10 protein-coding genes and 1 tRNA gene are annotated in these 12874 nt (G+C 61.4%); 4 read left to right on the top strand and 7 right to left on the bottom strand.

Translation table 11 applies throughout. The features are described from left to right. Window positions 1-312: 312 nt before the first annotated feature. From AC0L2B_RS09280 to AC0L2B_RS09250, 7 genes are all read right to left on the bottom strand, one after another. The gene (locus tag AC0L2B_RS09280; protein ID WP_473745038.1) at window positions 313-729 is read right to left on the bottom strand and encodes a hypothetical protein; all 417 of its coding nucleotides are present in this window, start codon (window positions 727-729) and stop codon (window positions 313-315) included. Between the two features lie 36 nt (window positions 730-765). Further along, window positions 766-2370, bottom strand: a complete 1605-nt coding sequence (locus AC0L2B_RS09275; protein WP_473745037.1) for a restriction endonuclease subunit S — start codon at window positions 2368-2370, stop codon at window positions 766-768. Next, complete coding sequence (locus AC0L2B_RS09270; protein WP_473745036.1) at window positions 2367-3824, bottom strand: type I restriction-modification system subunit M; 1458 nt, start codon at window positions 3822-3824, stop codon at window positions 2367-2369. The genes AC0L2B_RS09275 and AC0L2B_RS09270 overlap by 4 nt, the downstream gene beginning before the upstream one ends. Next, window positions 3821-4585 carry an FRG domain-containing protein gene (locus AC0L2B_RS09265; RefSeq protein WP_473745034.1) on the bottom strand — a complete coding sequence of 255 codons (765 nt, stop codon included), beginning with the start codon at window positions 4583-4585 and terminating at the stop codon, window positions 3821-3823. The genes AC0L2B_RS09270 and AC0L2B_RS09265 overlap by 4 nt, the downstream gene beginning before the upstream one ends. A 105-nt stretch (window positions 4586-4690) precedes the next feature. After that, window positions 4691-7126: an EcoAI/FtnUII family type I restriction enzme subunit R gene (gene hsdR, locus AC0L2B_RS09260; protein ID WP_473745032.1), complete on the bottom strand. Its 2436-nt coding sequence runs from the start codon at window positions 7124-7126 to the stop codon at window positions 4691-4693. A 185-nt stretch (window positions 7127-7311) separates the two neighbouring features. Next, entirely contained in the window at window positions 7312-8883 is a 1572-nt protein-coding gene (locus AC0L2B_RS09255) for a site-specific integrase (protein ID WP_473745030.1), read from the bottom strand. A 94-nt stretch (window positions 8884-8977) separates the two neighbouring features. Next, window positions 8978-9052: transfer RNA gene (locus tag AC0L2B_RS09250), tRNA-Thr, on the bottom strand. Between the two features lie 149 nt (window positions 9053-9201). Between AC0L2B_RS09250 and AC0L2B_RS09245 the strand changes: the two genes are divergently transcribed. From AC0L2B_RS09245 to hisD, 4 genes are all read left to right on the top strand, one after another. Continuing rightward, window positions 9202-9414 carry a hypothetical protein gene (locus AC0L2B_RS09245; RefSeq protein WP_128187797.1) on the top strand — a complete coding sequence of 71 codons (213 nt, stop codon included), beginning with the start codon at window positions 9202-9204 and terminating at the stop codon, window positions 9412-9414. 123 nt (window positions 9415-9537) lie between these two features. Next, a complete protein-coding gene (gene murA, locus AC0L2B_RS09240) occupies window positions 9538-10830 on the top strand; it encodes a UDP-N-acetylglucosamine 1-carboxyvinyltransferase (RefSeq protein WP_473745028.1) in 1293 nt (430 codons plus the stop codon). A gap of 304 nt (window positions 10831-11134) precedes the next feature. Continuing rightward, the gene (locus AC0L2B_RS09235; RefSeq protein WP_292407002.1) at window positions 11135-11569 is read left to right on the top strand and encodes a DUF2948 family protein; all 435 of its coding nucleotides are present in this window, start codon (window positions 11135-11137) and stop codon (window positions 11567-11569) included. 9 nt (window positions 11570-11578) lie between these two features. Further along, window positions 11579-12871 carry a histidinol dehydrogenase gene (gene hisD / locus AC0L2B_RS09230; RefSeq protein ID WP_473745026.1) on the top strand — a complete coding sequence of 431 codons (1293 nt, stop codon included), beginning with the start codon at window positions 11579-11581 and terminating at the stop codon, window positions 12869-12871. The last annotated feature ends 3 nt before the right edge of the window (window positions 12872-12874 follow it).

Here is a 12874-nt window from a genome sequence, read left to right as displayed (position 1 = left end):
GAAAGCGACTCCTCGCAGCCACATAAGCCTACGGATAGAATTTCTGGTGGGAAAAACCTGCCAAGTTCCAATTCCGCGCAACACCGCCCACCTTTGTTGAAAAGAGCTATAGGGCGTTGCCGGCGCGTGACTGCCGGCTCATTCCCGGACCCCATTCGCCATGGTCGTGCGGGCGGCATTTGGGGGTCCCTTCGCTGTGCGAATGAAGTTCCCACGGCATCACCTCACCCCGTTCGCGATTTGCTCTCTACCCCAATGCCAACAGGCATCGCGCGCCTGGCGATGAAAGGAACGCTCTTCTGCGACTGCGACTCAGAGCCGCCGGGCGCCAGCGGCAAAGCCACCCAATGCGCTTGCCTCTAGCTCTCCGGTGACGCGACCGCTCTCATTGACGCAGATTGCTGGCAGCATGGGCAAGCCGCGTGCATGACATACATCAAGGAGCCGATCCAGGTGCCCATTCGCACCGCTCATTCGATGCCGGGCCTGGCTCCATTCGACGTTACTTGCCTTTGCCAGATCGCCATAGGTGACGCACCGCTGTTCGATTGCCGCCTGGGCGAGCAGTTCCAGAGACATGTCGATACTGAGGTGACCTTTCCCCTGACTCCGGCGTGCGCGCTCCTCTAGCAATTGCAGGTAAAGCAGCGCGCTTGTCGCACCCTTTTGCTCGTGGTTGCGTATCCATTGGTCGATTTCGGTATCTGTCTTTTTGGTCAGGTTTGCCATCTCAATTCCCAGCGCGGCAGTCAGTCAGGGAGCACCTCATTCCGCCGCTTCCAGTTGGCGATCCTCGACCGGCGCCAGCGCCTCGGCCAGGAGGGCGTCGAGCAGGCGGCGGCGGGTGGTGGCGGTAGCGGTGAGGCTCGCCTCCAGCCGGTCGCACAGCGCCATCAGTGCATCGACCCTGGCGACGATGCGGCGTTGTTCGGCGAGGGGTGGAATGAAGATTTCAGCGGCCTCCACCTGCTTTGAGGAAATATGCGGAACGCCATTGCTGCGGCCAGGGTCTATTTGGTCGTTGAAGTGCGGGGAGTTGATCCAGAGAAACAAGTAGTCGTCATCAAGGCCCGGTGATGTTTCGACGAACCTGCCCACGCGTTGGAGCAGCAGCGCAGGTAGATCGGCCGCAGTTACACGGGCCACCTTTGTTCCAGTCACAATGAAGGGGCGGTCGAGTGTAAGCACGATGTCGCCTTCGTTCAGTTGAAAGCGCTCGAACTCGGAACGGCGATCTTCCGGCAGATGAACAACGTCATTCCATCGAATTTCGTCATGTCCAATGTTCGCATTGCGGAGAAGACGCACGCCCGATTTTGAGAACCAACTGCTCTTAAAGGCGTAGCCGTTTTGAAGCGTTCGATACTCGCCGATCGAAGCGGCCTTAGCCGTCGTGCCTTCTATAAGCATGCCGCGCACGGCGAGGTTGAGGATGGTTTGACGAAGTTCCTTGATCTGGTCGGGGCGCGTGGTCAGCGCCGGCAGCGCGTCGAGGGCGAAACGGGCATCGGCCTGGAATGCTTCGGGATCGGGCGCCTTGAGGCGGGCGAGGCTCGCCGCCGCCAAACGGTCGCGCGTGGCCTCCCTGTTCGCTCTGGCCGCCTCCAGCCGGTCGCACAGGCCGATTAACTCCTCGACCTTGGCGACGATGCGGTGCTGCTCGGCAAGGGGCGGGAGAGGAACTAAAAGTCTTCGAAGACCAGATAACGGAACGGTTTTTTGAGCGATGCCCGTGGCGCACGCCGTTGCTTGGTCAAACGCCGGTTTGCTTTCCATGGCCCGCGCTAGGAAGTTCACGTCAATCAATTCCGACGGTCGTAAGATGCCAATATGCCGTTGAACGCAAAATGGCTGATCGTCGCGAACAATGACCGGTATCCCATACGATCCGACTAGCGTGTAAAGCAGATCGCCGCTCCTTGGGCGACGAATTGGATCGAGAGCGTGATAATATGATGATGGAACAAACCTTGTTCCTTCGAAGTCGATCCGTTGGCTACGAACATTCCCAATCACCAAAAAAGGAACGCCTGTTTCGGCTTTCGGCGGCGGAAGGTGGTCCCCGTCCGTAACAGAGTTGCAAATCGACTGGAGATCTGTAACGGCCCATCCGCGAGGCGTTGGAATATCATGTTCCGAAGAGGTAAGGTCGGCGATCGGTTGTGACTTCTTAATCCCACCCGACGTCACCAACCGCGCCTTCTCGAGTCCGATCCGCTTCAAGAGTTCAGACGCCGGTTCGTCGTTCGCATCCTGCGGCACGAGTTTGCCGCGCAGAGCTAGTTCAAGAATGAACCGGCGCAGGCGGGCAATCGCGTCGGGCGCGTCGTCGATTTCGTGATAGTGCGCCAGCAGGCGATCGGCGTTCATCGCGCCAGAGCCTCGGCGAGGATCGCCTTAAGCTGATTGCGCAAGGCGCCCGTCTCGGCCTCGGCGGCGGCCAAATCGGCCAGCAGTGTTTCCGGGTCACCGTGGTCGTCGGCGATCGTGTGCGGGTTCTTGATGTCGAGATTGTAGCCGCGCGCCTTCACCTCCTCGGCGGTGACGCGCCACGCCTGCGGCGTCTCCTCGCGGCCCTGCCGGTCCTTGCCGCCCCACCAGTCAATGCAGCCCTGAAAATGCTCCAGCCGAATCGGCCTCGTCATCGAATAGGCTTTCTGGCCTTCGGGCACGCGGTGGTCGTAGAACCAGATGTCTTTCGTCGGCGTGCCCTTCTCGAAAAACAGCAGGTTCGTGCCAATAGAGGCATAGGGCTTGAACACCGAATTGGGCAGACGGACGATGGTGTGGAGGTTGCATTCCTCCATCAAATGTTCCTTGAGCCGCGTCTTCACGCCCTCGCCAAACAGCGTGCCGTCCGGCAGAACAACGGCGGCGCGGCCGTCCTGTTTCAGCAGGCGCACGATCAGGGCGAGGAACAGGTCGGCGGTTTCCTTGGTGCGGAAGGTCGGGAAATTGTTCTCGATGCCGTCTTCCTCCTTTCCGCCGAAGGGCGGATTGGTGACGACGATATCGACGCGCTCGTCCTTGCTCCATGAAATCAACGGGCGGGCCAGCGTGTTGTCGTGGCGCACGAAACTCGGGTCCTCGATGCCGTGCAGCAGCATGTTGGTGACGCAGAGCATGTGCGGAAGCTGCTTCTTCTCCACGGCGCGCAAGCTCGCCTGCATCGTCTCGCGCTGCTTCGGCGTGCGGATGTAGCCTTTGGCCTCCATGTGGCGGATGGCGCAGGTCAGAAACCCGCCTGTGCCGCAGGCCGGATCGAACAGGATTTCACCGGGATGCGGGTCGATACGATCGACCATGAAGGCGGTCACGGCGCGCGGCGTGTAATATTCTCCCGCATTGCCGGCAGATTGAAGATCGTTGAGCAACTGCTCGTAGAACTCGCCGAAGTGCCGCCGCTCGTCTAGATTGTTGAAATCGACCTGATTGATCTTATTGACCACCTGCCGCAGCAACTGGCCGGATTTCATGTAGTTGTAGGCGTCCTCGAACACGTCTCGCACGACGCGGCGGCGGTCGCCGGGCGTGGCGGAAAGCTGCAAGCGCTTCAGAGCCGGGAACAGCTCGTCGTTGATGAAATCGAGCAGGGCCTGCCCGGTGATGCCCTCCGGGTCCGCCGCCCAGTTCCGCCACTGGAATTTCTCCGGGATCGGCGAGCGGTAGCCGTCCTTGGTCAGTTCGAGTTCCTGATCCTGATCGTCGATGATCTTGAGGAAGAACAGCCAGGTGAGCTGGCTGATGCGCTGGGCATCGCCATCGACGCCCACGTCCTGGCGCATGATGTCCTGAATAGATTTGACGGTGGTGCGGATGATCAAACGAGGTGCTCCTCAAGTTCTGCTTTTAGTTCGAGCATTGTCCGCTCTAGCGGATCTCTGCTGCCGGTGGGATATAGGGCCTTGTCCGCCAGTTTCGGGAAGGTGTCGCTTCTCCAAAACTTGGCCGGATCGAACCTAAATTTTGCGACCAGCCTTCGCCCAAAATCCATTTCCGAGTGCTGATATCGACCTGGTGGTGAAACATCCGCAATCTCGGGGTATTCCCCGAGCAAGTAGCCTTCCTGAAAATGCGGCCGCATAGCTGACGGTGGGCATGCGCTTGAGAGCCGGACGATCTGCATCGACGCTTCCGAACTCGCAGTGACTGCACCGCTCAGGTTTGGCGCGCCAAGCACGAAGACGAAGGCCTCACGGAGCAAATTGGTTGTCGCAAACGACGCCGCGACTCGTAAGGACTGGGATACATCAAGCAATGGGGTCGCGCATACGTCGTAGTGCTGCAAGATTGACCAGCGCAGGAGTCGGTGTCGAGCTAGTCGATCTGCGCCCAAAAGACCTTCTTCAGTATAGCGAGAAAGGAGTTTCTCCTCGGCTTCCCGCAAGGTCGCAAATCGGCCTCGGAGCGTATCACGCGATGGCACCTTTCCGGGATTGCGCGACCGGAAGATTGTCGGTTTCATCGTCGACAGGCCAGCGCTGGTCAGATGGTCGGCGCTCTGTCCTCTAAAAAGCAAAACGTGTTCTCGGTTTAGAAATTGAAGCGCTGCGACCTTCTGCGCCAGATCAACGTAGGAACTCACCTTGTGTCCAGGACTACGTCGAACGAGCGTGTTTGAGGCCACTTCCGGCTCGGAGTTCGTATCGAACAAGCCCCAGACTGTCTGGCTACCAATTGTCTCCATTAGCTAGCTTACAGCTTCGTAGAGCGCGTCCTGCATCTCGTGGACGGCCTTCTCGAAGCCCTCCATGCCGCCGAACGCCTTGATGAGTTGCACGACGCTGCCCATTGCGGTGAAGGGCGTCACCTTCAGCACGTTGGCGTCATCGAGATTGAGCACGCCCTCGTCACGATACTTTTCCAAGAGCGCATCGAGCACGGCACGGGCCTGTGGCCCGTATTTGGTGAATACGTCACGCTTCCTGACGTTCTCGGCGCGCTCGCGGCGGGTGAGAGGCTTCTTGTCGAAGGCGACATGGCAGATCAGATCGAATGGATCGAGGTCCTTGCTGAGTTCTTCCGCAATGACGTCAAGTGGAAGGCCCTCGGCTTCCAGTTCCTCGATGATCGCCTGCTTGCGTTCGGCCGATTTCCAACGCTTGAGGAAGTCGTCGAGGCTGGCGAAGCGCAATTTCAGCGCCGTCTTGGTGAAATCGCGCAGGGATTCGGTGACGAGCTTGCCGTTCTCGTCGAGATATTCGACGCGCTCGGCGAGGATGCGGGCTCCGACGCCATCGACGTAAATCTTGCGGATCGGGCCACCGGGCGGCAGCGGCAGGCCCGGCTGATCAACCACGGTTTCGTCCGCGCCAGGTGTCGGCGGGATCGTATCGTCGCCCTGCGGCGCGTCATCGGGCGGCGTGATCGGGTCGCCGTCGCGCGGCTCGTAAATCTGCACCGGATCGCCGTCGAAATCCGGGTCGGCGAAATGGCTGGTCGCGCCGCGAAAGTCGATCAGCGTAAAGAAGAATTTCTTCGTGTCCTCGTGGACGCGGGTGCCGCGCCCGACGATCTGCTTGAACTCCGTCATCGAGCCCACTGCGCGGTCGAGCACGATCAGCCGGCAGGTCTGCGCATCGACGCCGGTGGACAAAAGCCGCGAGGTTGTCACCAGCACGGGATATTTCGACTCCGGGTCGATGAAGTTGCCGAGCTGATCCTGGCCTTCCTTGTCGCTGCCGGTGATGCGCATGACATATCGCTGGTTGTCGGCGACCAAATCGGCGTTCTCGTTGACAAGCTCCTGCCGCATCCGCGCAGCGTGCTCCTCATCGACGCAGAACACGATGGTCTTCTGGAAACGGTCACCGCTTTCCTTGAGGAACTCGGTGATCTTCTTCGCGGTGAGCACCGTGCGGTCGTCGAGCACGATGTTCCGGTCGAAATCCTTGGCGTTGTAAATGCGGTCCTCGACCTCGTTGCCATCTCGGTCGCGCTGCCCGAGTTCCGGACGATAGCCTTCCACGTCGCGGTCGATGTGAACCTTGATGACCTTGTATGGGGCCAGGAAGCCGTCGCTGATCCCCTGCTTCAACGAATAGGTGAAAACGGGCTCGCCGAAATAGTCGGTGTTAGAGACGTATTCGGTTTCCTTAGGCGTGGCGGTCAGGCCGATCTGCGTCGCGCCGGAAAAATGCGTCAGGATTTCGCGCCATGCCGAATCCTCGGCCGCGCTGCCGCGGTGGCATTCGTCGATAACGATCAGGTCGAAGAAGCCGGGCGAGAACTCGCGATAGAGCTTCTGGCGCTCCTCCGGCCCGGTGATCGCCTGATAGAGCCCGAGATAGACCTCGAAGGCAGTGTCGATCCGCCGCTTCCTGTCGAGCGCCAGCGTCAGATCGACCGTGGTGCCGTCCTGCCGCTCGATGGTCTTGGCGTTGGTCGAAAGTTTCGCCATTGCCGCGCCGAACGGGCGAAAATCGTTCACCATCGTCTGGTCGATCAGCACATTACGGTCGGCAAGGAACAGAATGCGCCTCTTGCGGCCCGCCTTCCACAGGCGCCAAATGATCTGAAACGCCGTGTAGGTCTTGCCCGTGCCGGTCGCCATGACCAGCAGCACGCGGTCGCGGCCCTTGGCGATCGCCTCGATCGCAGCGTTGACGGCGTTCACCTGATAGTAGCGTGGGGCCTTGCCGCTTCCGTCGTCGAAATAGTCCTGAAGCACGATCTGTTCGGCCTCGCCGTCCAGGCCCTTCCAGGCGCGATAGCGCGCCCACAGATCGGCGGGCGACGGGAATGCGTCGAGCCCGAGATTCGTCTCGATCGGAACGCTCCGGCCGGTGCGGTCGTGGAACACGAAACCGTCGCCGTTCGAGGAAAACACGAAGGGGATATCAAGCGTCGCGGCGTAGTCGAGGCCCTGCTGGATGCCGTGGCCAACGCTGTGGGAATTGTCCTTGGCCTCGATCAGCGCGATCGGGATGTTCGGCTTGTAGTAGAGAATGAAGTCGGCCTTCTTCGCCTTGCCTCGTGTCACCAGCTTGCCGCGCACGATGATCCGGCCCTTGGTGAAATAGACCTCCTCCCGAACCTGCAACATCTCGTCCCAGCCAGCCTGCCTGACGGCCGGCAGGATGTATTTCGTGCAGATATCGCGTTCGGTGAGGCTTCGTTTGTCCAAAATTGAGGTCCCCAACCGAGGTCTATGGGGTAAGCTCACTCCGATCAAGAGACTAGTGCGCCGCTTAGATAACGGTCGTTGAATGAGCAGCAGTGGAAATTGCCTCGACTGGCGCGAGTTCTCTGTCGCGTGTTGCTACAAAATGAGGGACAGCGGCCGTCTTACAATTCGGTGTGAGATAGTTCTCAAAACTCATACCGCGGCATCCGCGCAATGGCGGACGCCCTCGCGGCGATCGTCACGTCCCCATAGTCGTCGCCTGAGGTCCGTCCTGCATGGCCCTGGATCGCGTCAAGCGTCCGATCGGCAATGCCGATCTCACGACCAACCGTCTTGAACCGATGGCGCCAACCATGGCTAGGGCTCACACCTTCAGGGATGACCTCCTTATCCTGCAACCAGTCACTTACCCTGCCTGCCACGGTTCGCGCCGGCAGCGTCCCGTCTTTTTTTTTGGAAGCCGGGTAGAAGAGCGGGCCGCCGGCCGCGCGATTCACAAAATCCATAAAGCCCAGGTCGATTAACTGCTGGTGCAATGGAACATCGCGATAGTTGCCCGCCTTCACGGAACCCGCATCGGGCCGGATGCGAACTACCGGCACATCGTTCTCATAGCGAAAGTCCTGCTTCCGAAGCTGAGTGATCTCGGCAATTCGCGCTCCCGTATGGGCGCACAAGATCGGCGACCATCGTTTCGCAGCAGTCGTTTCGGGTGCTTCCCGCGTCTGCGGATTGGCAGAGTGTTTCGGCTGATGATCGCGAGCGACCTTCAAAACCTCAACGGCCTCGTCCAGGGTAAAGCCCTGTTCGCGCGAACGCTGCTTTTTCGAGACCTTGATGCGAACGTTTTCGGCCACGTTCGTCTCGAGCCGATCATTGTTGACTGCCCATTTCAAGACGGTCCGCACCGACGCCAAATACACGTCAGAGACAGTCTTGCTGGCGAGAGTTTTCAGGCTCGCATCTTTCCAATCGAGAAGGTCCTGCTTGGTGAGCTTGCGGGCGTCGTCATGGCGGATGAACTTGGACAAGTTGGCGAAAACAGGCGTCCAGCGCCTACGTGCCTCCCCGCCCTTCCCGTCTGCGGCGCGCTCGTCAAGGTAGTCTCTGAGCAGACCTTTGAGAGGAACTGGCTGGCGGTCATCCTCGGCGGGCTGAGCGGCTGTTAGCAACGGGTGCGAAGGGTTACCGGTGAAGTCACCGTCGTTTCGTTCGTCTTGCCTTGCCATAGCCTCATAGGTCGAGACACAAAGAGCCTGTGCGATCAGGCGCCATTCCACACTCCCCATGGCCGCCGCGTGATTGCCGAGAGACTTGAAGCGTTCGACACGATCACCAACGAGCTGTTGAAGCTCATCATCGGATAGCTTTCCGGCATACCCATCACGCAAGCGCCGGCCTTTCTCATAGTCCACCTCAAAGCCCGCATATTGATGATAATGCGCCCGGATCTCTGCATCGAAGGCGAGCAGCGCTTGATAGTCTCGGCTGGCGATTTGAGGTGGGGAAAGTGGATAGCGGCCGATAGTTATGGACCGTTCTCCAGCAGCGACGGCTCGGCGCTCGCCGAGTGCTATTCTGTGCTGAAGGGCGGCAACAGCACCTGGCAGCGTCTTCAGTGCCGTCCGGTAATCGGGGCCGAGCGCTGTTCGTAGCTCGGTCTTCCCGTCCATATACGGCCGAAGCTCTTTCGGAACGACCAGCCGTGCAAAATAGCGGCCGTCCCGATTCAGGAGATTTCGAACGCGACCCGTCATCAAGATTCTATCCGATTTGTTACGGCATTTGTAACGTCAGAATGGACAGAAACCGTTGCGTGTCAATGACTTCAATGATTTCAAGGGGATAAACTGGTGCTGCGAGAGAGGATTGAACTCTCGACCTCTCCCTTACCAAGGGAGTGCTCTACCACTGAGCTACCGCAGCCGCTGATGGCGGGGCTTCTGCCATATCGAACCGGCAAGCGCAAGGCCAAGTGCAAGCCATCTGTGAAAGCCCGCTCCGACGGCTTTTGCGGACATGGCAGCGCCACAATGTTGGCTATCCCTGAATAGCGGGTCAGCCGGGACGGAACCATGAACGACAAGGCAATTCCATCTGACAAGGAGGGTCCACCCGACAAGGAGGGCCCATCTGACAAGGGCGGGCCGTCGACAAAAGCTGACCGCAAGACCCGGCTCGCCGAGCAATTGCGCGCCAATCTGCAGAAGCGCAAGGCGCAGTCGCGCTCGCGACGCACTGGCGGGGCCGACAAGCGGCCGGACGGGCTCGAAAGGCAAAAGGATTGACCTATTATCGACAGCCACCGCGCGGGAATCCTGTTTCTTGAACCAAGCCGGCCAATGGTTTAGACGGGCCACAACTGACTCAACCGATTAAACCGGCCTTTCGGCCGAGGGGACGCTCTTTAAATGGATCGCATCAGAATTGTCGGCGGCAACAAGCTTGCCGGAAGCATCCCGATCTCGGGCGCGAAGAACGCCGCGCTGCCGCTGATGATCGCTTCGCTGCTCACCGACGACACGCTGACCCTGGAAAACGTGCCGCATCTGGCCGATGTCGAGCAGTTGATCCGCATCCTCGGCAATCACGGCGTCGACTATTCGGTCAACGGACGCCGCGAAAAGCAGCAGGAGGGCTATTCGCGCACCGTCACTTTCTCCGCCCGCAACATCGTCGATACAACGGCCCCCTACGAGCTGGTGTCGAAGATGCGCGCCTCGTTCTGGGTGATCGGCCCGCTGCTTGCCCGCATGGGCGAGGCCAAGGTGTCGCTGCCCGGCGGCTGCGCCATCGGCACGCGGCCAGTCGATCTTTTCCTGGAAGGCCTCCAGGCGCTGGGCGCCGATATCGACGTCGACACCGGCTATGTCATCGCCAAGACCAGGAACGGCCGTCTTGTCGGCAATCGCTACGTCTTCCCGAAAGTGTCGGTCGGCGCCACCCATGTGCTTGTCATGGCGGCGTCCCTGGCCAAGGGCGAGACGGTGCTCGAAAACGCCGCCCGCGAGCCCGAGATCGTCAACCTCGCCGAATGCCTCAACGCCATGGGCGCCAGGATTTCCGGCGCCGGCACCGCGACCATCACCATCGATGGGGTCGAGGCGCTGTCGGGCGCGCGCGTCCGGGTGATACCCGACCGCATCGAGACCGGCACCTATGCGATGGCCGTCGCCATGACCGGCGGCGACGTCGTGCTCGAAGGCGCGCGGGCGGACCTGCTGCAGACCGCGCTCGACGTGATTTCCCAAACCGGCGCCGAGATCACGCAGACCAATTCCGGCATCCGTGTCAGGCGCAACGGCGCCGGCATTGCGCCGGTCGACGTGACGACAGCGCCCTTCCCGGCGTTCCCGACCGACCTGCAGGCGCAGTTCATGGGCCTGATGACGATGGCCAAGGGCAAGTCGCGCATCACCGAGACGATCTTCGAAAACCGTTTCATGCACGTCCAGGAACTTGCCCGGCTCGGCGCCCACATAACATTGTCCGGCCAGACGGCGATCGTCGACGGCGTGCCGAAGCTGAAGGGCGCGCCGGTGATGGCGACCGACCTTCGCGCTTCGGTGTCGCTGGTCATCGCCGGCCTGGCGGCCGAAGGCGAGACCACGGTCAACCGGGTCTATCATCTCGACCGCGGTTTTGAGCGGCTGGAAGAAAAGCTGTCCGGCTGCGGCGCGGAGATCGAGCGGATTTCGGGGTGATAACTGCGCGGAATTGCCGAGGTCGGCGCCGCCCCTCATCTGCCTGCCGGCATCTTCTCCCCGTATAGTGACGGGGAGAAGGGGCTGGCCGCGACCTCGGCGCCCTTTCTGCAACGCCGGTAATTGCCGAATCCTCTGCAGGCGTCTTTCTCCCCGTCACCATACGGGGAGAAATGCCCGGCAGGGCAATGAGGGGCGGCGCCGACCTCAGCGATTGCCCAGCCGAACCTCAGGCGCGGTTGCACGAGCTGGAAAGACCGCCTAACAGAAGGTCGAATAGTCAACTCGCAGGTGCGAACTCCGCATGAACCTTCTCAAGCTTGTCGCGCTCGACGATCAGGATCTGAGCATCGTCTCGGCCCATGTCCAGGACGCCGTGCTCAAGGTCGGCGACCTCGAATACATGCCGGCGGTCAAGCGCTTCGTGATGACGATGAACCGCTTCGTCTGGGAGGCGAAATCGGGGCTGTTCCGCCAGCACAATGAGCGGCGGCAAAGCGTGCTGCATTTCGACCGGGTGCTGGGCGCCAAGACCAGCGGCATTGCCCGCGACAAGCCGGACGAGGTGCTGTCGCTGCTGGCGATCAGCTTCGTCGCGCTCGACAAGCCGGCCGGCATTGTCGAGCTGATCTTTTCAGGCGGCGGCGCGATCATGCTCGATGTCGAGTGCATCGAGGCGCGGCTGGCTGACATTGGCGGCGCCTGGGAAGCGACGTCGCGCCCCTTCCACAGAGCCTGAGCGAACAAGATGGCCATCACGCTTCGCCTGTCCGATGCCGATTTCGAGCCGCGGTTTGCCGCGTTCCTTTTGACCAAGCGCGAGGTCTCGGAGGACGTCGACGCGGTGGTGCGCGCGATCATCGCGCGGGTGCGCGCCGAGGGCGACGCGGCGCTCATCGACTACACGCAGAAATTCGAAAAGGCCGACCTGAAAGGCCTCGGCATTGCCGTGTCGAAAGACGACATCGCCAAGGCCTACGATGCGGCCGACCCGCAGACGATCGACGCGCTCAAATTCGCCCGTGACCGCATCCGTTCGCATCACGAGCGGCAGCGGCCGAACGACGACCGCTATACCGACGCTGCCGGCGTCGAGCTCGGCTCGCGCTGGACCGCGATCGAGGCGGTCGGGCTCTACGTGCCGGGCGGAACGGCGAGCTATCCAAGCTCGGTGCTGATGGGCGCCGTGCCGGCCAAGGTCGCCGGCGTCGAGCGGATCGTCATGGCGGTGCCGGCGCCCGGCGGCATCATCAATCCGCTGGTGCTGGTGGCGGCGGACCTGACCGGCATATCCGAGATCTATCGTGTCGGCGGCGCGCAGGCGATCGCAGCGCTGGCCTACGGCACCGAAACGATAAAGCCGGTCGCCAAGATCGTCGGCCCCGGCAATGCCTATGTCGCCGCGGCCAAGCGCCAGGTGTTCGGCACGGTCGGCATCGACATGATCGCCGGGCCATCGGAAGTGCTTGTCGTGGCCGACGGCAGCAACGATCCGGACTGGATCGCCGCCGACCTGCTTGCCCAGGCCGAGCATGACGTGTCGGCGCAGTCGATCCTGATCACCGACGATCCTGACTTCGGCGCGGCGGTCGAGCGGGCGGTCGAACGCCAGTTGCAAAGCCTGTCGCGCGCCGGGACGGCGGCGGCGAGCTGGCGCGATTTCGGCGCCGTCATCCACGTCCCCCGAATCGAGGCGGCGCTGCCGCTGGTCGACCGCATCGCGGCCGAACATGTCGAGCTTGCCATCGACGAGCCGGAAGCCTTCCTGGCGCGGATGCGCAATGCCGGCGCCGTCTTTCTCGGCCGCCACACGCCGGAAGCCATCGGCGACTATGTCGGCGGCTCCAACCACGTGCTGCCGACGGCGCGCTCGGCGCGCTTCTCGTCCGGGCTTTCGGTGCTCGATTTCGTCAAGCGCACCTCGATCCTGAAGCTCGGGCCGGAGCAATTGCGGGCGCTGGCGCCGGCGGCCATCGCGCTGGCCACAGCGGAAGGCCTCGACGCGCATGGACGCTCCGTCGCCATCCGGCTGAATATGTAGCTG

Source organism: Mesorhizobium sp. WSM4815 (assembly GCF_055811575.1).
Note: the sequence above shows the minus strand (reverse complement) of the source record. Positions and strands in the feature narration are given on the sequence as shown.

Coding starts and splice junctions, on each gene's coding strand:
- AC0L2B_RS09235 (WP_292407002.1), top strand. CDS start 11,135: ATGAACCTTCTCAAGCTTGTCGCGCTCGACGATCAGGATCTGAGCATC.
- AC0L2B_RS09280 (WP_473745038.1), bottom strand. CDS start 729: ATGGCAAACCTGACCAAAAAGACAGATACCGAAATCGACCAATGGATA.
- hisD (WP_473745026.1), top strand. CDS start 11,579: ATGGCCATCACGCTTCGCCTGTCCGATGCCGATTTCGAGCCGCGGTTT.
- AC0L2B_RS09245 (WP_128187797.1), top strand. CDS start 9,202: ATGAACGACAAGGCAATTCCATCTGACAAGGAGGGTCCACCCGACAAG.
- AC0L2B_RS09275 (WP_473745037.1), bottom strand. CDS start 2,370: ATGAACGCCGATCGCCTGCTGGCGCACTATCACGAAATCGACGACGCG.
- AC0L2B_RS09255 (WP_473745030.1), bottom strand. CDS start 8,883: ATGACGGGTCGCGTTCGAAATCTCCTGAATCGGGACGGCCGCTATTTT.
- murA (WP_473745028.1), top strand. CDS start 9,538: ATGGATCGCATCAGAATTGTCGGCGGCAACAAGCTTGCCGGAAGCATC.